Source organism: Aliivibrio friggae (assembly GCF_057368515.1).
The window spans coordinates 392,151-418,361 of the sequence record NZ_CM170649.1; the positions used below are offsets into that span (position 1 = coordinate 392,151).

General features: G+C 48.5%; 7 protein-coding genes. 4 read left to right on the top strand and 3 right to left on the bottom strand.

Features of this window, described 5'->3' with window-relative positions; all coding sequences use genetic code 11:
* Positions 1 to 3: 3 nt before the first annotated feature.
* The 3 genes from arfB to AC2INI_RS15310 all read left to right on the top strand — a co-directional run bounded on the left by arfB (position 4) and on the right by AC2INI_RS15310 (position 4,086).
* On the top strand, positions 4 to 417 hold the full coding sequence (gene arfB, locus AC2INI_RS15300; protein ID WP_122032303.1) for an alternative ribosome rescue aminoacyl-tRNA hydrolase ArfB: 414 nt from the start codon (positions 4 to 6) through the stop codon (positions 415 to 417).
* On the top strand, positions 417 to 2,336 hold the full coding sequence (locus AC2INI_RS15305) for a RecQ family ATP-dependent DNA helicase (protein WP_486306315.1): 1,920 nt from the start codon (positions 417 to 419) through the stop codon (positions 2,334 to 2,336). Before arfB ends, AC2INI_RS15305 begins: the two co-directional genes overlap by 1 nt.
* A 109-nt stretch (positions 2,337 to 2,445) precedes the next feature.
* Positions 2,446 to 4,086 (top strand): DUF342 domain-containing protein, encoded by a 1,641-nt coding sequence (locus AC2INI_RS15310; protein WP_486306316.1) that lies wholly within the window; start codon positions 2,446 to 2,448, stop codon positions 4,084 to 4,086.
* Positions 4,087 to 4,181: 95 nt separating this feature from the next.
* Here the strand turns inward: AC2INI_RS15310 and punC are convergent, their stop codons facing one another.
* Positions 4,182 to 5,375 carry a purine nucleoside transporter PunC gene (gene punC / locus AC2INI_RS15315; RefSeq protein ID WP_122032306.1) on the bottom strand — a complete coding sequence of 398 codons (1,194 nt, stop codon included), beginning with the start codon at positions 5,373 to 5,375 and terminating at the stop codon, positions 4,182 to 4,184.
* 130 nt (positions 5,376 to 5,505) lie between these two features.
* On the opposite strand from punC, the gene punR reads away from it, so the two are divergent.
* Positions 5,506 to 6,414 carry a DNA-binding transcriptional activator PunR gene (gene punR, locus AC2INI_RS15320; RefSeq protein WP_122032307.1) on the top strand — a complete coding sequence of 303 codons (909 nt, stop codon included), beginning with the start codon at positions 5,506 to 5,508 and terminating at the stop codon, positions 6,412 to 6,414.
* 60 nt (positions 6,415 to 6,474) lie between these two features.
* On the opposite strand, the gene pdxH is transcribed toward punR, so the two are convergent.
* Together pdxH and AC2INI_RS15330 are read right to left on the bottom strand one after the other, a co-directional pair.
* Positions 6,475 to 7,110, bottom strand: a complete 636-nt coding sequence (pdxH, locus tag AC2INI_RS15325) for a pyridoxamine 5'-phosphate oxidase (protein ID WP_122032308.1) — start codon at positions 7,108 to 7,110, stop codon at positions 6,475 to 6,477.
* A gap of 114 nt (positions 7,111 to 7,224) precedes the next feature.
* Entirely contained in the window at positions 7,225 to 25,767 is an 18,543-nt protein-coding gene (locus AC2INI_RS15330) for a hypothetical protein (protein WP_486317280.1), read from the bottom strand.
* Between the last annotated feature and the right edge of the window lie 444 nt (positions 25,768 to 26,211).

The following is a 26,211-nucleotide window of genomic DNA, read 5'->3' on the forward strand; positions in this document are numbered from 1 at the left end:
TACATGTTAACCATTTCAAACCAAGTCGAATTAGCCGATTGGGAAATAGAGCTGACTGCGATTCGGGCACAAGGTGCGGGTGGACAGAATGTGAATAAGGTCTCAAGTGCCATTCACTTACGCTTTGATATTGCACGATCGACGTTACCTGCCTTCTATAAAGAACGACTATTAAAAATGAAAGATAGTCGTATCACTAAGGAAGGGGTAATAGTACTTAAAGCGCAACAGTTTAGAACTCAAGAAAAAAATCGAGATGATGCACTGGAACGTTTAAAAGAATTAATTCAATCGGCCGCTGAGACGCAAAAAGCACGTCGAGAGACAAAACCAACACGTAACTCTCAGCGCAAACGAGTAGATAACAAAACCCAACGCGGCCAAACTAAAAGTATGAGAAAAAAGGTAGATTACTAATGACGTATCAGCAGACATTAAAAGAGGTTTTTGGCTTTGATTCTCTTAGAGGCGGCCAACAACAAGTTATCGAGAAAGTGCTTGATGGTCACTCGTCTGCTGCTATTTTTCCGACGGGTTCAGGAAAATCTTTGTGCTATCAATTACCCGCATTATTATTGCCTAACCTCACGCTTGTTATCTCCCCTTTACTCGCTTTGATGAAAGATCAGATTACTTTTCTTAAAAGCAAAGGCATTTCAGCGGCGTCTATTGACTCGACTCAAACTCGTGAAGAGACCCAAGCCATCTTACAAGGGGTTAGAAACGGGGAGATTAAGATTTTAATGATCTCAGTGGAACGCTTGAAGAATGAACGCTTTCGTCAATTCATTGCTCAAATTAATATCTCTTTATTAGTGGTAGATGAAGCTCACTGTATTTCTGAATGGGGTCATAACTTTAGACCAGATTATCTTAAACTACCTCAAGATAGAGAAGCGTTAAATATTCCTCATGTTTTACTTCTGACGGCAACAGCAACGCCTGCCGTTATTGAAGACATGAGTAAAAAATTCAAAATTGCAAAAGACGATATTGTGATTACGGGTTTCTATCGTCCGAACTTAGATATTTCCATTATTCCTGTTGAAGAAGAACAAAAGCGCTCAGCTCTTTATGCGACACTTCAACAGAGACCAAATCAACCAAGCATTATTTATGTCACGTTACAACAAACTGCTGAAAACGTAGCTCAATGGCTGCAAAGTAATGGCATCCAAGCAAAAGCCTATCATGCAGGGTTAAAGCACGACATCAGAGAGACGATACAGCATCAATTCATGAATGGTGAGATCAATTGCATTGTTGCGACGATTGCTTTTGGTATGGGTGTTGATAAATCAGATATTCGTCAAGTGATCCATTTTGATTTACCTAAATCGATTGAAAACTACTCTCAAGAAATTGGGCGAGCAGGACGAGACGGTAATCCTTCTTTTTGTACTGTCCTAGCGAATACGTCTGGCTTAAACGTGTTAGAAAACTTTGTTTATGGTGATACGCCTGATAGAGAAGCGATTCAATATGTACTGGATGATATTTATAAATCTTCTGATACATGGGAAACCCAATTACTTCGTTTATCTAAAGACAGTAATGTTCGTCAGTTGCCTTTAAAAACATTACTGGTGTACTTAGAGCTCAAAAAGATCATTCAAGCAAAGTTCAGCTATTACGCGGACTATCGATTCAAAACCTTAATTCCAATTAATGACATTCTTGCTAAATTTCAAACAGAACGTCAGCATTTTGTATCGACTATTTTTCAGTGTTCGCCAAAAGCCAAAACATGGCACACAGTTGATTTTGATGCGCTTTGGATGGGATACCAAGGGGAGCGTAAACGCGTAATTGCAGCACTAGATTATTTCCATGAACAAGGTTGGATAGAACTTGAAAGCAAATTAATGACTGAGGTTTATCAAGTACTCAATAAAGTAGAAAGTACTCATGTTCTTTCTCAAGAACAACACCAACTGTTTAAAAATAAAGAAGAAAGCGAAATTAAGCGAATTCATGCGATGCTTGATTTCTTTGAAACTAAAACTTGCTTAAGTCATTCTCTAGCGAATTATTTTGCCGACTTTAATGCACCAGAACAATGTGGTCACTGCTCAGCTTGTCGCTCTGAAGGCGCTCATTTACCAAGAGATACTGCTCATTTTATTGCTGATGATGAACAAGTAAAACATTGGTGCCAAGAGCTACAAAACAACAGTAAAGACCCATTAGCCAATGCCGTTTTTGCTCGATTTTTATGCGGTATTCCAACACCACTGACGACTAAAATAAAAGCAAATAAAATGTCAGGTTACGCAAAATTTGAGTCTCAACCATTTTTTGAAGTGCTTGAATTAATTGGAAAACTGAATGGTTAAGTTTATAAATTGTGAGTCTGTTTGCACTTACAACACATAATGTAAACCCCATACGTTATAAGTGATAATATTCTCTTCAATAAACTATAAAGGTTTCTTTGGAGAGAATATGATTGAGCAGTTCTTAGTCTTATCAGATAACAAATCTACCGTACATTTTGCTCTTCCTGAACATACTGAATTACCCCACAAAATTGAAGCAAGTCATATTTATCAAGCCTTAAAAAATACAGGCACAAATAACTATTATCTCTTTGATAGTGAAATAGAAAATATAATTTCATCGATTAAAAATGGAAATATATCTAACGTGAATGGAACTCTAATCTCACAACGTTTAGATGCGCAGTTATCCATTGAGGTACAAGAAGATGAAATGACAGCAACAATGACAGTAACAGGTGCTTATGGAGGCGTACCATTACGCGGCCCATTAATAATAGAAGCACTAACAAATAAACAAATTTTAAAGGGTATTAATAAAGACAACCTCAAAGCATTATTACTAAAAAGCAAAGATCTCGCACCAGGAGAAACAGCTTCAGATATTATTGCTATTGGGCGTGAACCAATAGCAGGGCAAGACACTATTTTTAAATCACTTGTTCCTAATATTCTTGAACGTGTATTAAAGCCACAAGAAACCGATGATGGGCATGTAGACATGCGAAACCTCGGTGAGGTAATTAGCGTTAAAAAAAATACACCTTTAATGAAAAGAATCCCAGCAACTCCAGGGACAAACGGTCTTACTATCACAGGGAAACCCATCATAGCGACTTTTGGAATAGATTCTGATTTTCAACTTTACCCTGGTTCTTCTATCTCACCAATCAATTCAAATTTACTGGTTGCTGATATTGATGGTACACCTCTAATTCATGCCTCAGGTATCGCTATTGATAATCTTCTGACGGTAAAAAGTATTAACGCAACATCAGGTCATGTCTCATTTAACGGCAGTATTTTCGTTCAGGAAGATATTGAACCTGGCATGAAAGTATCCGCAGAAGGAAGTATTACGGTTGGCGGATTTATTGAAAATGCAGAAGTAAACGCAAAAGGTGATATTACCGTGATGAATGGCATCATTGGTCGACCTGTAGCGGACGAAGACCCACTAACTTGTAGTGTCACGGCTGAGGGGAAAGTAACAACAAAACTGGCTCAAAATGCGCATATAATGGCACACAACGACATTCATATTACTCTGCATGCAAACCACTGTATCCTTGAGTCCTTAGGCTCTATTTTTGTTATTGATAATACAGAAAAACACGGCACGATTAGTGGGGGAAAGGCTACAGCTAATGGTTTTATTAAGACTGCAAACTTAGGTATTGAAGGTGGGGCTTATACTAAAATCCATGCTTTCCACGATTTTAATACTCACAAAGAGACGCTTCACGCACTTCAAAAACGCTATGATGATGTAAGTTCACAAATCATAAAAATTGAACAAATTAATATTGAACGACAATCCCCTGAATTAGCAGAAAAAATCCTCCGTTCAAAAGAAAAATCCAATCAGGATTTACTGACGTTAAGATCGGCATTAAAACAAGAACAAACCTCTTTTAACTCTAACCTTAAGAAAAATAATATATTTGTGACGAATAAAATATTTCCACGAGTAGATATCCAATTCAATACAGAGCACCTAGTGACAAAAAGAGAATATAGCCCAAGTAAGGTTTCTTATTCTGGATATAACATTGATATTGAACCGGTGATGATAGGCAAAAAATAAACATCGTTTAGTATTCTACAAACAAAAAAATAGCATTGGCAATTACGCTCAATGCTATTTTTATTTACTCTAACAGGGTAGAAGTTCTAAGCAGATTATTGCCCAGCTAATACCATGTTTTCTTCTTTGTTTGATTTAAATACCAAAACCGCACCAATAAATAAGAATACTAATTGCAATAGCATCACGCTACCCATTGAGATTGGACCTAAATAACTAATGCTTGATACCATCGCACTTGCCGCTACACAAAATAGCATTTGTAAAAAGTTTAATAGACCTGAAGCCACTGCGCTGCCCTCTTTAAAGTCCATTAATGCATTGTTTACTACGATAGGGTAAACCGCGCCATTCGCTGCTGCTAAGAAGCAGAATGGGATTAGCATTGGAATGATTGATGTAGGTTCCATGCGCCATGCAATTAAGAACACCACGCTCACGCTTGCAATAGATAGCTTTAAGATCCAAGGAAGTACCTTTTGGCTTTCAAAACGCTCTAGAGCCCAACGACAGCCATAACCACCAACAATAAATGCAATTGTCTGTGGAATGTAGCTCAAACCGATATCAGCACCTGAATAACCCATTTGAGTCATAACAAAAGGTGATCCAGTTAACCATGCAAAGAAAATTGCAGAGCTTGCTGCATAAATTAGCATATTACCTGTGAATTTTTTTGACTTGATAACATCACGGAAAGTAATTGTTTTCGCATTAGAGCTTACTACTTGAGCTGGCTCTTTATCCGCAAACGTTCTTACTGCTAGGCCAACACCAATAATAGTTAACGTAACAAAAATCATCGACCAACCATAAAACTTCTCAATAGCTGCACCCAGTAAAGGAGCCAATGCTGGAGAAAGAGCAACTAGTGGCATAATCGTTGCGAAAATACGTTGAGATGTTTTTGCATCATAACGTTGGATCACCATTGCTTGCCAAATTACGTTAGCACTACAAGCACCTAATGCTTGAAAGAATCTCGCAACAAGTAACATTTCGACACTGGTTGAAAATGAAGCAGCCAAGCTACTGATTGCAAAAATGCTTAAACCAATGATTAACGATTTTTTAGTGCCTAGTTTTTGCGTCAAACGACCGTAAAAAAGTTGACCTATCGCCATACCGAACAAGAAAATACTAAGGGTTAAACCAATCATACTTTCGGTTGTTGCCAAATCACCACGAATAATATCGAATGCAGGTAAATACATATCTGTTGCTAAAAATCCCAACATACTTAGGCCAGCAAGCCAGATATAAGGAATAGATTGTTTTTTGTTTTCCATGTTCTTCTCCAAAGCTGAACATATTTAAAATCCGTTGCATTCTATGTGCTAGTTGCTACTCTTGTGAAACGATATAATTTGCACTTAGCATCAATATTTTTGATGTGTTCAATTCACCATCAGGTTTTCTATGTTTTCTTATCATGAATTAATCACAATTGAGTCCGTTGCTCGTCTTGGTAGCTTCAGTCACGCAGCTGAAGAGTTACACAAAGTACCAAGTGCAATTAGCTATACAATTAAGTCTGTAGAAGACCGATTAACGGTGACTCTTTTTACTCGTTTACATCGCAAAGTCGTATTAACTGCTGCTGGTGAGTATTTTGTAGAACAAGCAAGAAAGTTACTTAAAGAGATGGAAGATATCCGTTTAAATACACAACGAGTCGCTAATGGATGGCAACAAAGTGTGTCGGTTGCTTTGGATAATGTGGTTCGTGAAGATAGTGTAAATCAATTAGTACGTGATTTTTACGCTACTTTTCCTGATATCGAGCTACAACTCACCATGGAAGTATTTAATGGAGTGTGGGATGCCTTAATGACAGGCAGAGCGGATATTGGTATTGGAGCGACGGCAACTATCCCTATTGGTGGTAATTTCTCTTATCGTCCTATGGGAGAGCTTTCGTGGGATTTTGTCATGAGCACTTCTCATCCTCTCGCAGATTATGATGGTGCGATTCCAGATTCTGAATTAATGAAGTACCCCGTAATATGTTTAGAAGATACATCCCGTATGCTGCCAAAAAGAACAACCTGGCAATTGGATAATCAACGTCGTTTAATCGTTCCTAACTGGCACAGTGCTGAGCAATGTTTTATTGATGGTTTAGGTGTTGGAGTAATGCCAAGCCATAAAGCTAAGCGCTTACTCTCGACTAGAAAGATTATTAATAAACAAATTGAAAATAACATTGCTCCAAGTCCGTGTTGCTTAGCGTGGAATACAAACAATCAATCTATTGCGATTCAGTGGTTATTGGATTATCTCGGGGAAACAGAGAAACTGAATACTGAATGGTTAAAAGAGATATAAAAATGCCGATGATCTTATGATCATCGGCATTTTTCTTAAATCATAGCGATCACGTCAAGATCATGGCGCTAATCTGTCGATCACCCATTCACTTTGATCTTTACTGTATATGAATCGATCATGCAGACGATGATCACCACCCTGCCAAAACTCTATCGATTCTATATTAATTCTAAAGCCGCCCCAAAATTTAGGAACAGGGATCTCGCCTTTAGCAAACTTCTGCTTAAGCTCAAGATACTTGCCTTCAAGCGCTGAACGAGCGGTTAATCGGCTACTTTGTTTACTAGCCCATGCTGCAATTTGGCTCTCCTTTGGTCTTGAAGTGAAATACTTCATGTTTTCCAATGCTGAAAGCTTCACTGCCGTACCAGTAATATGAACTTGTCGTTCAAGAGGATGCCAAGGAAAGTGCAAAGAAATCTTACTGTGATCTTCCAGGTGCTGTGCTTTTCGAGAAGCAAGATTGGTATAAAAAACAAATCCTGTTTTATCAAAATGCTTCAATAGCACGATGCGTTGAAAGGGTTGTCCATTTTTATCAACCGTCGCCACAGTCATCGCTGTTGGATCAGTCAATTTTGCTTCTACCGCCTGCTTCAACCACAGTTCAAATAAATCAACGGGCTCTTGCGGTAAATCAGCTCTACGTAAGCCTCCAAGGCTGTAATCACGACGAATATCTTCTAATTCCATGTAAATCTCACTTCGACTTGTTTGTTGAAATTGTGCTCTTTTGAACGCCTTTAAACAAGGGGATAAAATAAAAAAGGGCCAAAACAGGCCCTTAATTTAAGATTGATACACTAATTAAGTAATATCATCTAATTTGAACATTTGATCGTTCAACAACTTAGTCAGTATTTCTGATTGATTAGAGAAGTTAGCGTCTTCTAATCCAAATGAATCAACTGCACCTTCAACAATGATTTCATGAGCTTTACCTGCATCGTCTGTAATGGATAGAGTTAGATCATCTCCGCTTTCAGAAACAGTAATGTGGGAAAGTAGATCTTCCATATTAATAACGTCATCATCGCCACCGATAATTTCGGTTAGGTCAATTAAGTCCTCACCAACAGTAAAATCTTTGATTGTATCTGTACCGCTGTCAGCCCCTTGATCAACCCACTTAAAGATATCTTCACCTGCGCCGCCCACTAAAATATCGTCACCTAATCCACCAATTAAAATGTCATTACCTTCGTGGCCTAAAATAATATCCCTATTATCCGAACCGATAACTACATCATCACCAGTAGAGGCATTAAGGCTAGAAGTAACAGCAGCATTTACTTCTCCACTAGGGCTTATATTTAAAGTTACAAGTTGCTCATCTTCTACACCATTATCATCTACTGTCGTATATAAGACTTCAAAAGCGACTGATTTTCCTGATTCAATTTCAGGGGCTGATAATGATGGTTGGAAATAATAAGACCCATCTTCTTCAATACGAAAATCACCATATTCAGTATCAATAAGCAGTTGATTACTATCCTTACTAACGACGTAGGTTGTAATTGAAATTGCACCGTTTTGATCAATAACTTGCAATACTTCTGTTTTGGTTTCATCAATAATAATGGCTGCAGCATCTAACCCAATGATCCCCATAAGTAGTGCTCCTGCTTGCCCAATAGTAGGGCGAAGCTTTGGCAACTCTGTGAGCAATTGTCCATCGGTAAGATAAACCACTTTATCAGAAATCTGATTTAGCCCACTTAGCGTTGTATTTGCATCTCTTACAATACCAATAGCAGTAACATCTTTGCCTATAATAAAATCTTTCCAAATATCTTTCGGTCCGTTATTACCACCTTGCCAACCACCATCATTATTACCGTCACTAAAGAAGTAAACTACATCATTGGTTTCTCCTGTAATATCGATAACTTGAGAGTCTTGATAGCCCGAAATTACCGCGTAGATACCTTCTTCGTAATCAGTACCTCCTTCTGGATAAAAATCTTCATCGTCATCTTCTTCCGCAATATTAATTAAAGCAGCATTTAATGCATCAATTGCACTTTGGACGGAGAACCAACCAAGCGACTCTACATCTTCATCCTCACTGTTATTTTTTTGGTTATCAAAATCAACCAATTGAACTAGAACCTCTTCAGAACCCTCCTGATACTTAACATTACGAAGCATGGCAATGGATGCTTCTAAAACTAGTTCCATTCTTGTTTTATCTTGATCTGGATTTGAGTCATCAGATTTAAACGGTTTGTGATCCATACTACCGGATGAATCAAGAACTAAAGAAATCAATGTTGTCGGTGTTTCCCCCCCTTGATCTGCATGTATATCTTGGCTAGGTGAAGCATTAACAGCTGTTGTCGCTTCTGAATTATTTGAAGATTCTTTTGCAACTACTGAAACATCAATATCAAGAGTTTCTGCCGATGGATAACGAACAACTAAATTATCGTAATTAATCGTTTGAGTATCTTGGCCGGCAATATCAATCACCCAAATTTGCTCGCCGTTGATCTCTTTAAATTCTCCAAGAGGTCGGTTGGAGTCTTTATCAAAAATTTGAGCCCCTGCAGGAAGACCCGAGATATTAATAGTATCTAAATATTCACTACCATCTGTATCCATTACAGATGCGGATAAATCTAGTGTCGTTTCTGTCTCTTGTAGAATCGTATACGTTCCATCAGAATTTAGCTCAACAATGGCATCAGAAAAGATTAATCGCTCGATTTGATATAACTGATCACCATTATCTTCAGGTGCTGTATGGTCATATCCGGTATCTCTACCTAATGTATCTGTTACAACCCAATGATCGACACCTCCACCATGTGCTCCACCTTGGTTTACGATTAAATATTCACTTATTTTTCCACTATATATAACGCCATCAATACCAGAATCAAGGGGTCCTGTTCCTCCATAGATTGAATCGTTATTAGATCCACCAACAAAAACATCGTTACCAGTGCCTGCAACCGAATCACCAATCAAATTATTTACAATACCAGTACCAATAATTAAATTGTTACCGTCATCACCAAGCACCATTTCACCGCTATAAACAACATTCCCTATACCAGGTATAGCTCCGCCATTAACAAAGAAGTCTTTAACTGAATTTACATCACTTGTATCAAAACCAGGACCAGTAATTACTGATTCACCCAGCACAACAGATAAGGTTGGTTCATCCGCTATCGCATTAACTATAAGCGTTGCTGTTCCTTTTGATGATTGATATCCGTCGGTCGCTGTTATTTCAAATTCAACCGCATTATTACTATCAAAATGTACATTTTCTGCAGGCGTAAATTGAGCACCTATAACTTCATCATCATTAAAAATAAGATCTAAAGAACCAAATGCTGGATCAACCGTAATATTAGTTAACGTTACATCATCTCCATCCAGATCTGTTATCAGCAAGTCGTTTAAATTTAATGGGATAGCGACATCTTCATACGTCGCATTAAATACTGAATCGTCAATGATTGGGGCATTATTTATCGCACGCTCAGTACTATCAGTTGAAACGGTAATAACACCAGTATCGGTAGCATCATCACTATCTGTTGCTTGATAAGGAATATCTTCACTCACCATAGCATCAACGACTTCAACACCTTGCAATGTCACATTCGAATTTGACGCAGTGGAACCCTCTCCATGAACGGTATAAACCCGAATTTGGTCAAAGCCGCTATCAAGCTGAATATTAGCGGTAAACTCACCGCTACCATCATAAACATTATGAGTTTCATCACCGAAGGTATAAGGGCTTTCTCCAACAAGAACTCCATCTTTAAATAATAAGATATGAATTTCAGCATTCGCATTACTATTTTCTGAATAATTACCAAAGACACTACCAAAATCAATATTAACTTCTTTAATATCAATATCTGTTGTATTTGTATTTCCTACATTAGTAAAGTCCACTTCAATATAGTCTTGCGAATTTACATCTATTTCACTACTGCCAACACCAAGCCCAGTCTCGTTAACTGCTGAATCATAATAAAGTTCATCTGCCACTAATGTACTTGTCGTATCAGGTCTTGTTCCAGAATAAGTTCCCCCAGACACAATAACACCGCTAGCTAAAGTGAAAGACGTCACCATCCCGTTATTATAGTTAGGAGCAAAATCTTCTGTTGCATTAAAACTCAAGTCATCGTTTATTGCATCGTTAAGTTCATATTCAATTTGAGAATCTTCAGTTAATACTGTTGTTGCTGTTATTTCAGTACGAATGTCTCCATCAACAAGATAAAGCGTACCGAACTCAGGAGAATCTGTTATCGTGATATCTACAAATTTGTTATCAGTATCACTTGCATCATCTTCGAGATCACTTACATGCGGTTCAAAAGAAAACTGAGTACTTGTTCCATTAGTTAGCTTGATTTCAAAATCATCTGCGATTGGATCTGTGTTAGGTATAATAGTGTCTTTCACGACCGTGTTTGTCTTATCGGTGGTGTTGCCGTCCACGTCGGTGCTGCCCGCGGTGACCGTCAACTCGCCATCGTTCAGACCACTCACGTCTACGTCCACAACGCTGTAAGTGCCATCCTCATTGATGGTGACATTGTCGCCCGTAAGGTCGATGGTGATGCTGGTGCTGCCGTCACTGATGACCAGGCTGTCCAGCGTCGCGCCGCCCTCACCGATTGTGCCGGTGATGGTCGCTTTTTCTGTCTTGTTGATGACTTCCGCGCCATCGTCGTTGACGCCACTGTTGTCCGTGATGCTCACGCTTGCTGGCGTGATTTCATCGCCAGCATCGTCGCCGTCTTCACCGTAAGTCGTGTCTTTCACGACCGTGTTTGTCTTATCGGTGGTGTTGCCGTCCACGTCGGTGCTGCCCGCGGTGACCGTCAACTCGCCATCGTTCAGACCACTCACGTCTACGTCCACAACGCTGTAAGTGCCATCCTCATTGATGGTGACATTGTCGCCCGTAAGGTCGATGGTGATGCTGGTGCTGCCGTCACTGATGACCAGGCTGTCCAGCGTCGCGCCGCCCTCACCGATTGTGCCGGTGATGGTCGCTTTTTCTGTCTTGTTGATGACTTCCGCGCCATCGTCGTTGACGCCACTGTTGTCCGTGATGCTCACGCTTGCTGGCGTGATTTCATCGCCAGCATCGTCGCCGTCTTCACCGTAAGTCGTGTCTTTCACGACCGTGTTTGTCTTATCGGTGGTGTTGCCGTCCACGTCGGTGCTGCCCGCGGTGACCGTCAACTCGCCATCGTTCAGACCACTCACGTCTACGTCCACAACGCTGTAAGTGCCATCCTCATTGATGGTGACATTGTCGCCCGTAAGGTCGATGGTGATGCTGGTGCTGCCGTCACTGATGACCAGGCTGTCCAGCGTCGCGCCGCCCTCACCGATTGTGCCGGTGATGGTCGCTTTTTCTGTCTTGTTGATGACTTCCGCGCCATCGTCGTTGACGCCACTGTTGTCCGTGATGCTCACGCTTGCTGGCGTGATTTCATCGCCAGCATCGTCGCCGTCTTCACCGTAAGTCGTGTCTTTCACGACCGTGTTTGTCTTATCGGTGGTGTTGCCGTCCACGTCGGTGCTGCCCGCGGTGACCGTCAACTCGCCATCGTTCAGACCACTCACGTCTACGTCCACAACGCTGTAAGTGCCATCCTCATTGATGGTGACATTGTCGCCCGTAAGGTCGATGGTGATGCTGGTGCTGCCGTCACTGATGACCAGGCTGTCCAGCGTCGCGCCGCCCTCACCGATTGTGCCGGTGATGGTCGCTTTTTCTGTCTTGTTGATGACTTCCGCGCCATCGTCGTTGACGCCACTGTTGTCCGTGATGCTCACGCTTGCTGGCGTGATTTCATCGCCAGCATCGTCGCCGTCTTCACCGTAAGTCGTGTCTTTCACGACCGTGTTTGTCTTATCGGTGGTGTTGCCGTCCACGTCGGTGCTGCCCGCGGTGACCGTCAACTCGCCATCGTTCAGACCACTCACGTCTACGTCCACAACGCTGTAAGTGCCATCCTCATTGATGGTGACATTGTCGCCCGTAAGGTCGATGGTGATGCTGGTGCTGCCGTCACTGATGACCAGGCTGTCCAGCGTCGCGCCGCCCTCACCGATTGTGCCGGTGATGGTCGCTTTTTCTGTCTTGTTGATGACTTCCGCGCCATCGTCGTTGACGCCACTGTTGTCCGTGATGCTCACGCTTGCTGGCGTGATTTCATCGCCAGCATCGTCGCCGTCTTCACCGTAAGTCGTGTCTTTCACGACCGTGTTTGTCTTATCGGTGGTGTTGCCGTCCACGTCGGTGCTGCCCGCGGTGACCGTCAACTCGCCATCGTTCAGACCACTCACGTCTACGTCCACAACGCTGTAAGTGCCATCCTCATTGATGGTGACATTGTCGCCCGTAAGGTCGATGGTGATGCTGGTGCTGCCGTCACTGATGACCAGGCTGTCCAGCGTCGCGCCGCCCTCACCGATTGTGCCGGTGATGGTCGCTTTTTCTGTCTTGTTGATGACTTCCGCGCCATCGTCGTTGACGCCACTGTTGTCCGTGATGCTCACGCTTGCTGGCGTGATTTCATCGCCAGCATCGTCGCCGTCTTCACCGTAAGTCGTGTCTTTCACGACCGTGTTTGTCTTATCGGTGGTGTTGCCGTCCACGTCGGTGCTGCCCGCGGTGACCGTCAACTCGCCATCGTTCAGACCACTCACGTCTACGTCCACAACGCTGTAAGTGCCATCCTCATTGATGGTGACATTGTCGCCCGTAAGGTCGATGGTGATGCTGGTGCTGCCGTCACTGATGACCAGGCTGTCCAGCGTCGCGCCGCCCTCACCGATTGTGCCGGTGATGGTCGCTTTTTCTGTCTTGTTGATGACTTCCGCGCCATCGTCGTTGACGCCACTGTTGTCCGTGATGCTCACGCTTGCTGGCGTGATTTCATCGCCAGCATCGTCGCCGTCTTCACCGTAAGTCGTGTCTTTCACGACCGTGTTTGTCTTATCGGTGGTGTTGCCGTCCACGTCGGTGCTGCCCGCGGTGACCGTCAACTCGCCATCGTTCAGACCACTCACGTCTACGTCCACAACGCTGTAAGTGCCATCCTCATTGATGGTGACATTGTCGCCCGTAAGGTCGATGGTGATGCTGGTGCTGCCGTCACTGATGACCAGGCTGTCCAGCGTCGCGCCGCCCTCACCGATTGTGCCGGTGATGGTCGCTTTTTCTGTCTTGTTGATGACTTCCGCGCCATCGTCGTTGACGCCACTGTTGTCCGTGATGCTCACGCTTGCTGGCGTGATTTCATCGCCAGCATCGTCGCCGTCTTCACCGTAAGTCGTGTCTTTCACGACCGTGTTTGTCTTATCGGTGGTGTTGCCGTCCACGTCGGTGCTGCCCGCGGTGACCGTCAACTCGCCATCGTTCAGACCACTCACGTCTACGTCCACAACGCTGTAAGTGCCATCCTCATTGATGGTGACATTGTCGCCCGTAAGGTCGATGGTGATGCTGGTGCTGCCGTCACTGATGACCAGGCTGTCCAGCGTCGCGCCGCCCTCACCGATTGTGCCGGTGATGGTCGCTTTTTCTGTCTTGTTGATGACTTCCGCGCCATCGTCGTTGACGCCACTGTTGTCCGTGATGCTCACGCTTGCTGGCGTGATTTCATCGCCAGCATCGTCGCCGTCTTCACCGTAAGTCGTGTCTTTCACGACCGTGTTTGTCTTATCGGTGGTGTTGCCGTCCACGTCGGTGCTGCCCGCGGTGACCGTCAACTCGCCATCGTTCAGACCACTCACGTCTACGTCCACAACGCTGTAAGTGCCATCCTCATTGATGGTGACATTGTCGCCCGTAAGGTCGATGGTGATGCTGGTGCTGCCGTCACTGATGACCAGGCTGTCCAGCGTCGCGCCGCCCTCACCGATTGTGCCGGTGATGGTCGCTTTTTCTGTCTTGTTGATGACTTCCGCGCCATCGTCGTTGACGCCACTGTTGTCCGTGATGCTCACGCTTGCTGGCGTGATTTCATCGCCAGCATCGTCGCCGTCTTCACCGTAAGTCGTGTCTTTCACGACCGTGTTTGTCTTATCGGTGGTGTTGCCGTCCACGTCGGTGCTGCCCGCGGTGACCGTCAACTCGCCATCGTTCAGACCACTCACGTCTACGTCCACAACGCTGTAAGTGCCATCCTCATTGATGGTGACATTGTCGCCCGTAAGGTCGATGGTGATGCTGGTGCTGCCGTCACTGATGACCAGGCTGTCCAGCGTCGCGCCGCCCTCACCGATTGTGCCGGTGATGGTCGCTTTTTCTGTCTTGTTGATGACTTCCGCGCCATCGTCGTTGACGCCACTGTTGTCCGTGATGCTCACGCTTGCTGGCGTGATTTCATCGCCAGCATCGTCGCCGTCTTCACCGTAAGTCGTGTCTTTCACGACCGTGTTTGTCTTATCGGTGGTGTTGCCGTCCACGTCGGTGCTGCCCGCGGTGACCGTCAACTCGCCATCGTTCAGACCACTCACGTCTACGTCCACAACGCTGTAAGTGCCATCCTCATTGATGGTGACATTGTCGCCCGTAAGGTCGATGGTGATGCTGGTGCTGCCGTCACTGATGACCAGGCTGTCCAGCGTCGCGCCGCCCTCACCGATTGTGCCGGTGATGGTCGCTTTTTCTGTCTTGTTGATGACTTCCGCGCCATCGTCGTTGACGCCACTGTTGTCCGTGATGCTCACGCTTGCTGGCGTGATTTCATCGCCAGCATCGTCGCCGTCTTCACCGTAAGTCGTGTCTTTCACGACCGTGTTTGTCTTATCGGTGGTGTTGCCGTCCACGTCGGTGCTGCCCGCGGTGACCGTCAACTCGCCATCGTTCAGACCACTCACGTCTACGTCCACAACGCTGTAAGTGCCATCCTCATTGATGGTGACATTGTCGCCCGTAAGGTCGATGGTGATGCTGGTGCTGCCGTCACTGATGACCAGGCTGTCCAGCGTCGCGCCGCCCTCACCGATTGTGCCGGTGATGGTCGCTTTTTCTGTCTTGTTGATGACTTCCGCGCCATCGTCGTTGACGCCACTGTTGTCCGTGATGCTCACGCTTGCTGGCGTGATTTCATCGCCAGCATCGTCGCCGTCTTCACCGTAAGTCGTGTCTTTCACGACCGTGTTTGTCTTATCGGTGGTGTTGCCGTCCACGTCGGTGCTGCCCGCGGTGACCGTCAACTCGCCATCGTTCAGACCACTCACGTCTACGTCCACAACGCTGTAAGTGCCATCCTCATTGATGGTGACATTGTCGCCCGTAAGGTCGATGGTGATGCTGGTGCTGCCGTCACTGATGACCAGGCTGTCCAGCGTCGCGCCGCCCTCACCGATTGTGCCGGTGATGGTCGCTTTTTCTGTCTTGTTGATGACTTCCGCGCCATCGTCGTTGACGCCACTGTTGTCCGTGATGCTCACGCTTGCTGGCGTGATTTCATCGCCAGCATCGTCGCCGTCTTCACCGTAAGTCGTGTCTTTCACGACCGTGTTTGTCTTATCGGTGGTGTTGCCGTCCACGTCGGTGCTGCCCGCGGTGACCGTCAACTCGCCATCGTTCAGACCACTCACGTCTACGTCCACAACGCTGTAAGTGCCATCCTCATTGATGGTGACATTGTCGCCCGTAAGGTCGATGGTGATGCTGGTGCTGCCGTCACTGATGACCAGGCTGTCCAGCGTCGCGCCGCCCTCACCGATTGTGCCGGTGATGGTCGCTTTTTCTGTCTTGTTGATGACTTCCGCGCCATCGTCGTTGACGCCACTGTTGTCCGTGATGCTCACGCTTGCTGGCGTGATTTCATCGCCAGCATCGTCGCCGTCTTCACCGTAAGTCGTGTCTTTCACGACCGTGTTTGTCTTATCGGTGGTGTTGCCGTCCACGTCGGTGCTGCCCGCGGTGACCGTCAACTCGCCATCGTTCAGACCACTCACGTCTACGTCCACAACGCTGTAAGTGCCATCCTCATTGATGGTGACATTGTCGCCCGTAAGGTCGATGGTGATGCTGGTGCTGCCGTCACTGATGACCAGGCTGTCCAGCGTCGCGCCGCCCTCACCGATTGTGCCGGTGATGGTCGCTTTTTCTGTCTTGTTGATGACTTCCGCGCCATCGTCGTTGACGCCACTGTTGTCCGTGATGCTCACGCTTGCTGGCGTGATTTCATCGCCAGCATCGTCGCCGTCTTCACCGTAAGTCGTGTCTTTCACGACCGTGTTTGTCTTATCGGTGGTGTTGCCGTCCACGTCGGTGCTGCCCGCGGTGACCGTCAACTCGCCATCGTTCAGACCACTCACGTCTACGTCCACAACGCTGTAAGTGCCATCCTCATTGATGGTGACATTGTCGCCCGTAAGGTCGATGGTGATGCTGGTGCTGCCGTCACTGATGACCAGGCTGTCCAGCGTCGCGCCGCCCTCACCGATTGTGCCGGTGATGGTCGCTTTTTCTGTCTTGTTGATGACTTCCGCGCCATCGTCGTTGACGCCACTGTTGTCCGTGATGCTCACGCTTGCTGGCGTGATTTCATCGCCAGCATCGTCGCCGTCTTCACCGTAAGTCGTGTCTTTCACGACCGTGTTTGTCTTATCGGTGGTGTTGCCGTCCACGTCGGTGCTGCCCGCGGTGACCGTCAACTCGCCATCGTTCAGACCACTCACGTCTACGTCCACAACGCTGTAAGTGCCATCCTCATTGATGGTGACATTGTCGCCCGTAAGGTCGATGGTGATGCTGGTGCTGCCGTCACTGATGACCAGGCTGTCCAGCGTCGCGCCGCCCTCACCGATTGTGCCGGTGATGGTCGCTTTTTCTGTCTTGTTGATGACTTCCGCGCCATCGTCGTTGACGCCACTGTTGTCCGTGATGCTCACGCTTGCTGGCGTGATTTCATCGCCAGCATCGTCGCCGTCTTCACCGTAAGTCGTGTCTTTCACGACCGTGTTTGTCTTATCGGTGGTGTTGCCGTCCACGTCGGTGCTGCCCGCGGTGACCGTCAACTCGCCATCGTTCAGACCACTCACGTCTACGTCCACAACGCTGTAAGTGCCATCCTCATTGATGGTGACATTGTCGCCCGTAAGGTCGATGGTGATGCTGGTGCTGCCGTCACTGATGACCAGGCTGTCCAGCGTCGCGCCGCCCTCACCGATTGTGCCGGTGATGGTCGCTTTTTCTGTCTTGTTGATGACTTCCGCGCCATCGTCGTTGACGCCACTGTTGTCCGTGATGCTCACGCTTGCTGGCGTGATTTCATCGCCAGCATCGTCGCCGTCTTCACCGTAAGTCGTGTCTTTCACGACCGTGTTTGTCTTATCGGTGGTGTTGCCGTCCACGTCGGTGCTGCCCGCGGTGACCGTCAACTCGCCATCGTTCAGACCACTCACGTCTACGTCCACAACGCTGTAAGTGCCATCCTCATTGATGGTGACATTGTCGCCCGTAAGGTCGATGGTGATGCTGGTGCTGCCGTCACTGATGACCAGGCTGTCCAGCGTCGCGCCGCCCTCACCGATTGTGCCGGTGATGGTCGCTTTTTCTGTCTTGTTGATGACTTCCGCGCCATCGTCGTTGACGCCACTGTTGTCCGTGATGCTCACGCTTGCTGGCGTGATTTCATCGCCAGCATCGTCGCCGTCTTCACCGTAAGTCGTGTCTTTCACGACCGTGTTTGTCTTATCGGTGGTGTTGCCGTCCACGTCGGTGCTGCCCGCGGTGACCGTCAACTCGCCATCGTTCAGACCACTCACGTCTACGTCCACAACGCTGTAAGTGCCATCCTCATTGATGGTGACATTGTCGCCCGTAAGGTCGATGGTGATGCTGGTGCTGCCGTCACTGATGACCAGGCTGTCCAGCGTCGCGCCGCCCTCACCGATTGTGCCGGTGATGGTCGCTTTTTCTGTCTTGTTGATGACTTCCGCGCCATCGTCGTTGACGCCACTGTTGTCCGTGATGCTCACGCTTGCTGGCGTGATTTCATCGCCAGCATCGTCGCCGTCTTCACCGTAAGTCGTGTCTTTCACGACCGTGTTTGTCTTATCGGTGGTGTTGCCGTCCACGTCGGTGCTGCCCGCGGTGACCGTCAACTCGCCATCGTTCAGACCACTCACGTCTACGTCCACAACGCTGTAAGTGCCATCCTCATTGATGGTGACATTGTCGCCCGTAAGGTCGATGGTGATGCTGGTGCTGCCGTCACTGATGACCAGGCTGTCCAGCGTCGCGCCGCCCTCACCGATTGTGCCGGTGATGGTCGCTTTTTCTGTCTTGTTGATGACTTCCGCGCCATCGTCGTTGACGCCACTGTTGTCCGTGATGCTCACGCTTGCTGGCGTGATTTCATCGCCAGCATCGTCGCCGTCTTCACCGTAAGTCGTGTCTTTCACGACCGTGTTTGTCTTATCGGTGGTGTTGCCGTCCACGTCGGTGCTGCCCGCGGTGACCGTCAACTCGCCATCGTTCAGACCACTCACGTCTACGTCCACAACGCTGTAAGTGCCATCCTCATTGATGGTGACATTGTCGCCCGTAAGGTCGATGGTGATGCTGGTGCTGCCGTCACTGATGACCAGGCTGTCCAGCGTCGCGCCGCCCTCACCGATTGTGCCGGTGATGGTCGCTTTTTCTGTCTTGTTGATGACTTCCGCGCCATCGTCGTTGACGCCACTGTTGTCCGTGATGCTCACGCTTGCTGGCGTGATTTCATCGCCAGCATCGTCGCCGTCTTCACCGTAAGTCGTGTCTTTCACGACCGTGTTTGTCTTATCGGTGGTGTTGCCGTCCACGTCGGTGCTGCCCGCGGTGACCGTCAACTCGCCATCGTTCAGACCACTCACGTCTACGTCCACAACGCTGTAAGTGCCATCCTCATTGATGGTGACATTGTCGCCCGTAAGGTCGATGGTGATGCTGGTGCTGCCGTCACTGATGACCAGGCTGTCCAGCGTCGCGCCGCCCTCACCGATTGTGCCGGTGATGGTCGCTTTTTCTGTCTTGTTGATGACTTCCGCGCCATCGTCGTTGACGCCACTGTTGTCCGTGATGCTCACGCTTGCTGGCGTGATTTCATCGCCAGCATCGTCGCCGTCTTCACCGTAAGTCGTGTCTTTCACGACCGTGTTTGTCTTATCGGTGGTGTTGCCGTCCACGTCGGTGCTGCCCGCGGTGACCGTCAACTCGCCATCGTTCAGACCACTCACGTCTACGTCCACAACGCTGTAAGTGCCATCCTCATTGATGGTGACATTGTCGCCCGTAAGGTCGATGGTGATGCTGGTGCTGCCGTCACTGATGACCAGGCTGTCCAGCGTCGCGCCGCCCTCACCGATTGTGCCGGTGATGGTCGCTTTTTCTGTCTTGTTGATGACTTCCGCGCCATCGTCGTTGACGCCACTGTTGTCCGTGATGCTCACGCTTGCTGGCGTGATTTCATCGCCAGCATCGTCGCCGTCTTCACCGTAAGTCGTGTCTTTCACGACCGTGTTTGTCTTATCGGTGGTGTTGCCGTCCACGTCGGTGCTGCCCGCGGTGACCGTCAACTCGCCATCGTTCAGACCACTCACGTCTACGTCCACAACGCTGTAAGTGCCATCCTCATTGATGGTGACATTGTCGCCCGTAAGGTCGATGGTGATGCTGGTGCTGCCGTCACTGATGACCAGGCTGTCCAGCGTCGCGCCGCCCTCACCGATTGTGCCGGTGATGGTCGCTTTTTCTGTCTTGTTGATGACTTCCGCGCCATCGTCGTTGACGCCACTGTTGTCCGTGATGCTCACGCTTGCTGGCGTGATTTCATCGCCAGCATCGTCGCCGTCTTCACCGTAAGTCGTGTCTTTCACGACCGTGTTTGTCTTATCGGTGGTGTTGCCGTCCACGTCGGTGCTGCCCGCGGTGACCGTCAACTCGCCATCGTTCAGACCACTCACGTCTACGTCCACAACGCTGTAAGTGCCATCCTCATTGATGGTGACATTGTCGCCCGTAAGGTCGATGGTGATGCTGGTGCTGCCGTCACTGATGACCAGGCTGTCCAGCGTCGCGCCGCCCTCACCGATTGTGCCGGTGATGGTCGCTTTTTCTGTCTTGTTGATGACTTCCGCGCCATCGTCGTTGACGCCACTGTTGTCCGTGATGCTCACGCTTGCTGGCGTGATTTCATCGCCAGCATCGTCGCCGTCTTCACCGTAAGTCGTGTCTTTCACGACCGTGTTTGTCTTATCGGTGGTGTTGCCGTCCACGTCGGTGCTGCCCGCGGTGACCGTCAACTCGCCATCGTTCAGACCACTCACGTCTACGTCCACAACGCTGTAAGTGCCATCCTCATTGATGGTGACATTGTCGCCCGTAAGGTCGATGGTGATGCTGGTGCTGCCGTCACTGATGACCAGGCTGTCCAGCGTCGCGCCGCCCTCACCGATTGTGCCGGTGATGGTCGCTTTTTCTGTCTTGTTGATGACTTCCGCGCCATCGTCGTTGACGCCACTGTTGTCCGTGATGCTCACGCTTGCTGGCGTGATTTCATCGCCAGCATCGTCGCCGTCTTCACCGTAAGTCGTGTCTTTCACGACCGTGTTTGTCTTATCGGTGGTGTTGCCGTCCACGTCGGTGCTGCCCGCGGTGACCGTCAACTCGCCATCGTTCAGACCACTCACGTCTACGTCCACAACGCTGTAAGTGCCATCCTCATTGATGGTGACATTGTCGCCCGTAAGGTCGATGGTGATGCTGGTGCTGCCGTCACTGATGACCAGGCTGTCCAGCGTCGCGCCGCCCTCACCGATTGTGCCGGTGATGGTCGCTTTTTCTGTCTTGTTGATGACTTCCGCGCCATCGTCGTTGACGCCACTGTTGTCCGTGATGCTCACGCTTGCTGGCGTGATTTCATCGCCAGCATCGTCGCCGTCTTCACCGTAAGTCGTGTCTTTCACGACCGTGTTTGTCTTATCGGTGGTGTTGCCGTCCACGTCGGTGCTGCCCGCGGTGACCGTCAACTCGCCATCGTTCAGACCACTCACGTCTACGTCCACAACGCTGTAAGTGCCATCCTCATTGATGGTGACATTGTCGCCCGTAAGGTCGATGGTGATGCTGGTGCTGCCGTCACTGATGACCAGGCTGTCCAGCGTCGCGCCGCCCTCACCGATTGTGCCGGTGATGGTCGCTTTTTCTGTCTTGTTGATGACTTCCGCGCCATCGTCGTTGACGCCACTGTTGTCCGTGATGCTCACGCTTGCTGGCGTGATTTCATCGCCAGCATCGTCGCCGTCTTCACCGTAAGTCGTGTCTTTCACGACCGTGTTTGTCTTATCGGTGGTGTTGCCGTCCACGTCGGTGCTGCCCGCGGTGACCGTCAACTCGCCATCGTTCAGACCACTCACGTCTACGTCCACAACGCTGTAAGTGCCATCCTCATTGATGGTGACATTGTCGCCCGTAAGGTCGATGGTGATGCTGGTGCTGCCGTCACTGATGACCAGGCTGTCCAGCGTCGCGCCGCCCTCACCGATTGTGCCGGTGATGGTCGCTTTTTCTGTCTTGTTGATGACTTCCGCGCCATCGTCGTTGACGCCACTGTTGTCCGTGATGCTCACGCTTGCTGGCGTGATTTCATCGCCAGCATCGTCGCCGTCTTCACCGTAAGTCGTGTCTTTCACGACCGTGTTTGTCTTATCGGTGGTGTTGCCGTCCACGTCGGTGCTGCCCGCGGTGACCGTCAACTCGCCATCGTTCAGACCACTCACGTCTACGTCCACAACGCTGTAAGTGCCATCCTCATTGATGGTGACATTGTCGCCCGTAAGGTCGATGGTGATGCTGGTGCTGCCGTCACTGATGACCAGGCTGTCCAGCGTCGCGCCGCCCTCACCGATTGTGCCGGTGATGGTCGCTTTTTCTGTCTTGTTGATGACTTCCGCGCCATCGTCGTTGACGCCACTGTTGTCCGTGATGCTCACGCTTGCTGGCGTGATTTCATCGCCAGCATCGTCGCCGTCTTCACCGTAAGTCGTGTCTTTCACGACCGTGTTTGTCTTATCGGTGGTGTTGCCGTCCACGTCGGTGCTGCCCGCGGTGACCGTCAACTCGCCATCGTTCAGACCACTCACGTCTACGTCCACAACGCTGTAAGTGCCATCCTCATTGATGGTGACATTGTCGCCCGTAAGGTCGATGGTGATGCTGGTGCTGCCGTCACTGATGACCAGGCTGTCCAGCGTCGCGCCGCCCTCACCGATTGTGCCGGTGATGGTCGCTTTTTCTGTCTTGTTGATGACTTCCGCGCCATCGTCGTTGACGCCACTGTTGTCCGTGATGCTCACGCTTGCTGGCGTGATTTCATCGCCAGCATCGTCGCCGTCTTCACCGTAAGTCGTGTCTTTCACGACCGTGTTTGTCTTATCGGTGGTGTTGCCGTCCACGTCGGTGCTGCCCGCGGTGACCGTCAACTCGCCATCGTTCAGACCACTCACGTCTACGTCCACAACGCTGTAAGTGCCATCCTCATTGATGGTGACATTGTCGCCCGTAAGGTCGATGGTGATGCTGGTGCTGCCGTCACTGATGACCAGGCTGTCCAGCGTCGCGCCGCCCTCACCGATTGTGCCGGTGATGGTCGCTTTTTCTGTCTTGTTGATGACTTCCGCGCCATCGTCGTTGACGCCACTGTTGTCCGTGATGCTCACGCTTGCTGGCGTGATTTCATCGCCAGCATCGTCGCCGTCTTCACCGTAAGTCGTGTCTTTCACGACCGTGTTTGTCTTATCGGTGGTGTTGCCGTCCACGTCGGTGCTGCCCGCGGTGACCGTCAACTCGCCATCGTTCAGACCACTCACGTCTACGTCCACAACGCTGTAAGTGCCATCCTCATTGATGGTGACATTGTCGCCCGTAAGGTCGATGGTGATGCTGGTGCTGCCGTCACTGATGACCAGGCTGTCCAGCGTCGCGCCGCCCTCACCGATTGTGCCGGTGATGGTCGCTTTTTCTGTCTTGTTGATGACTTCCGCGCCATCGTCGTTGACGCCACTGTTGTCCGTGATGCTCACGCTTGCTGGCGTGATTTCATCGCCAGCATCGTCGCCGTCTTCACCGTAAGTCGTGTCTTTCACGACCGTGTTTGTCTTATCGGTGGTGTTGCCGTCCACGTCGGTGCTGCCCGCGGTGACCGTCAACTCGCCATCGTTCAGACCACTCACGTCTACGTCCACAACGCTGTAAGTGCCATCCTCATTGATGGTGACATTGTCGCCCGTAAGGTCGATGGTGATGCTGGTGCTGCCGTCACTGATGACCAGGCTGTCCAGCGTCGCGCCGCCCTCACCGATTGTGCCGGTGATGGTCGCTTTTTCTGTCTTGTTGATGACTTCCGCGCCATCGTCGTTGACGCCACTGTTGTCCGTGATGCTCACGCTTGCTGGCGTGATTTCATCGCCAGCATCGTCGCCGTCTTCACCGTAAGTCGTGTCTTTCACGACCGTGTTTGTCTTATCGGTGGTGTTGCCGTCCACGTCGGTGCTGCCCGCGGTGACCGTCAACTCGCCATCGTTCAGACCACTCACGTCTACGTCCACAACGCTGTAAGTGCCATCCTCATTGATGGTGACATTGTCGCCCGTAAGGTCGATGGTGATGCTGGTGCTGCCGTCACTGATGACCAGGCTGTCCAGCGTCGCGCCGCCCTCACCGATTGTGCCGGTGATGGTCGCTTTTTCTGTCTTGTTGATGACTTCCGCGCCATCGTCGTTGACGCCACTGTTGTCCGTGATGCTCACGCTTGCTGGCGTGATTTCATCGCCAGCATCGTCGCCGTCTTCACCGTAAGTCGTGTCTTTCACGACCGTGTTTGTCTTATCGGTGGTGTTGCCGTCCACGTCGGTGCTGCCCGCGGTGACCGTCAACTCGCCATCGTTCAGACCACTCACGTCTACGTCCACAACGCTGTAAGTGCCATCCTCATTGATGGTGACATTGTCGCCCGTAAGGTCGATGGTGATGCTGGTGCTGCCGTCACTGATGACCAGGCTGTCCAGCGTCGCGCCGCCCTCACCGATTGTGCCGGTGATGGTCGCTTTTTCTGTCTTGTTGATGACTTCCGCGCCATCGTCGTTGACGCCACTGTTGTCCGTGATGCTCACGCTTGCTGGCGTGATTTCATCGCCAGCATCGTCGCCGTCTTCACCGTAAGTCGTGTCTTTCACGACCGTGTTTGTCTTATCGGTGGTGTTGCCGTCCACGTCGGTGCTGCCCGCGGTGACCGTCAACTCGCCATCGTTCAGACCACTCACGTCTACGTCCACAACGCTGTAAGTGCCATCCTCATTGATGGTGACATTGTCGCCCGTAAGGTCGATGGTGATGCTGGTGCTGCCGTCACTGATGACCAGGCTGTCCAGCGTCGCGCCGCCCTCACCGATTGTGCCGGTGATGGTCGCTTTTTCTGTCTTGTTGATGACTTCCGCGCCATCGTCGTTGACGCCACTGTTGTCCGTGATGCTCACGCTTGCTGGCGTGATTTCATCGCCAGCATCGTCGCCGTCTTCACCGTAAGTGATGTCCAACTCAAACTCAACTTTATTAGAACTTGGGCCGGTATCACCACTTGGATCAGTAATATCAGCAACATATTCATAGTCACCATCATTCTCTACCGTTGGTACGGTGATCTCCACTTTACCGCTCGTGATGTCATCTTCGGTGATTAGGTGTGTCCCTACCACATTATTTGCACCATCACGTAGCTCAATAATGTCGGCTTTCTCTGTCCCTGTAGGTAGCGTCACTTCAACTTGAATACCATTCGCAGCACTCTCTTCATTAATCACGCCATTTGCATCAATTTCAGCAATAGAAATACTTGGCGCTGTTTTAACTAGACCATTACTTGGATCAGGAACCTGAAGATCTCCAGTCTCCCTATACACCTTATATTGTTCTAGTAATGTTAAACTTTGGGTTTTTGATAAACCTATGGACTCTAGAGAAGAGGTGTCAAAACTAGTTTCAGCAACAGTGCTTTTTCCTATTCTTTCAATCTCAGTAGAAGCTGTTAAGCTTGAACCGCTGTCTTCACCGGCAGCCGGGGCCTCAGTAACTAAACTTGGGTCTTCTCCATCAGAAATCGCATCTAAAATTGCATTAACATCATCATTTTTTCCTGGAAAATCAGAAGCTTCTACTGAAAAATCACCTAATTCATTTCCAATAACGATTTCACCTGGTAAAAGCGGTTCGCCCGCATTAATCAGTTTTAAATTACCATTCTTATCAATTACAATGTTTTGTTTAGTATTTTCTGATGTTTTAGAAGCCATGACGTTAATTCCCAAATCCATTTACCAGTAGCACCACTTTGCAATGCAGACATTAATATTATCAATGAAATTTATCACATAGTTAACACTGTAGCTACATATGAGAATTACTAATAAATGGCGAAATATCGAATATCATGGCTTAAAAATCATTTTAATTTATAAAAATATTACACTCATCACAAAATGTGACATTAATTCCATAATTCGTGTATCAAAAAACAAATAAAAACAGATCTAGAAACAAATTATAAAATTTAACTTTGCACAATCTTAATTTTAAGACTTCTTTTATTCGGATTTATATTGCGAATTTCAAAAGTTCATCAAATAAACAGATTTAAAAACGTGAGAGACTATTAAATTAATAAGATTCAATAACTTGATTTTTGCTTTTTAATTAGACATGACGTAGCATTTATTTAATAAACATAAAACAAAGCA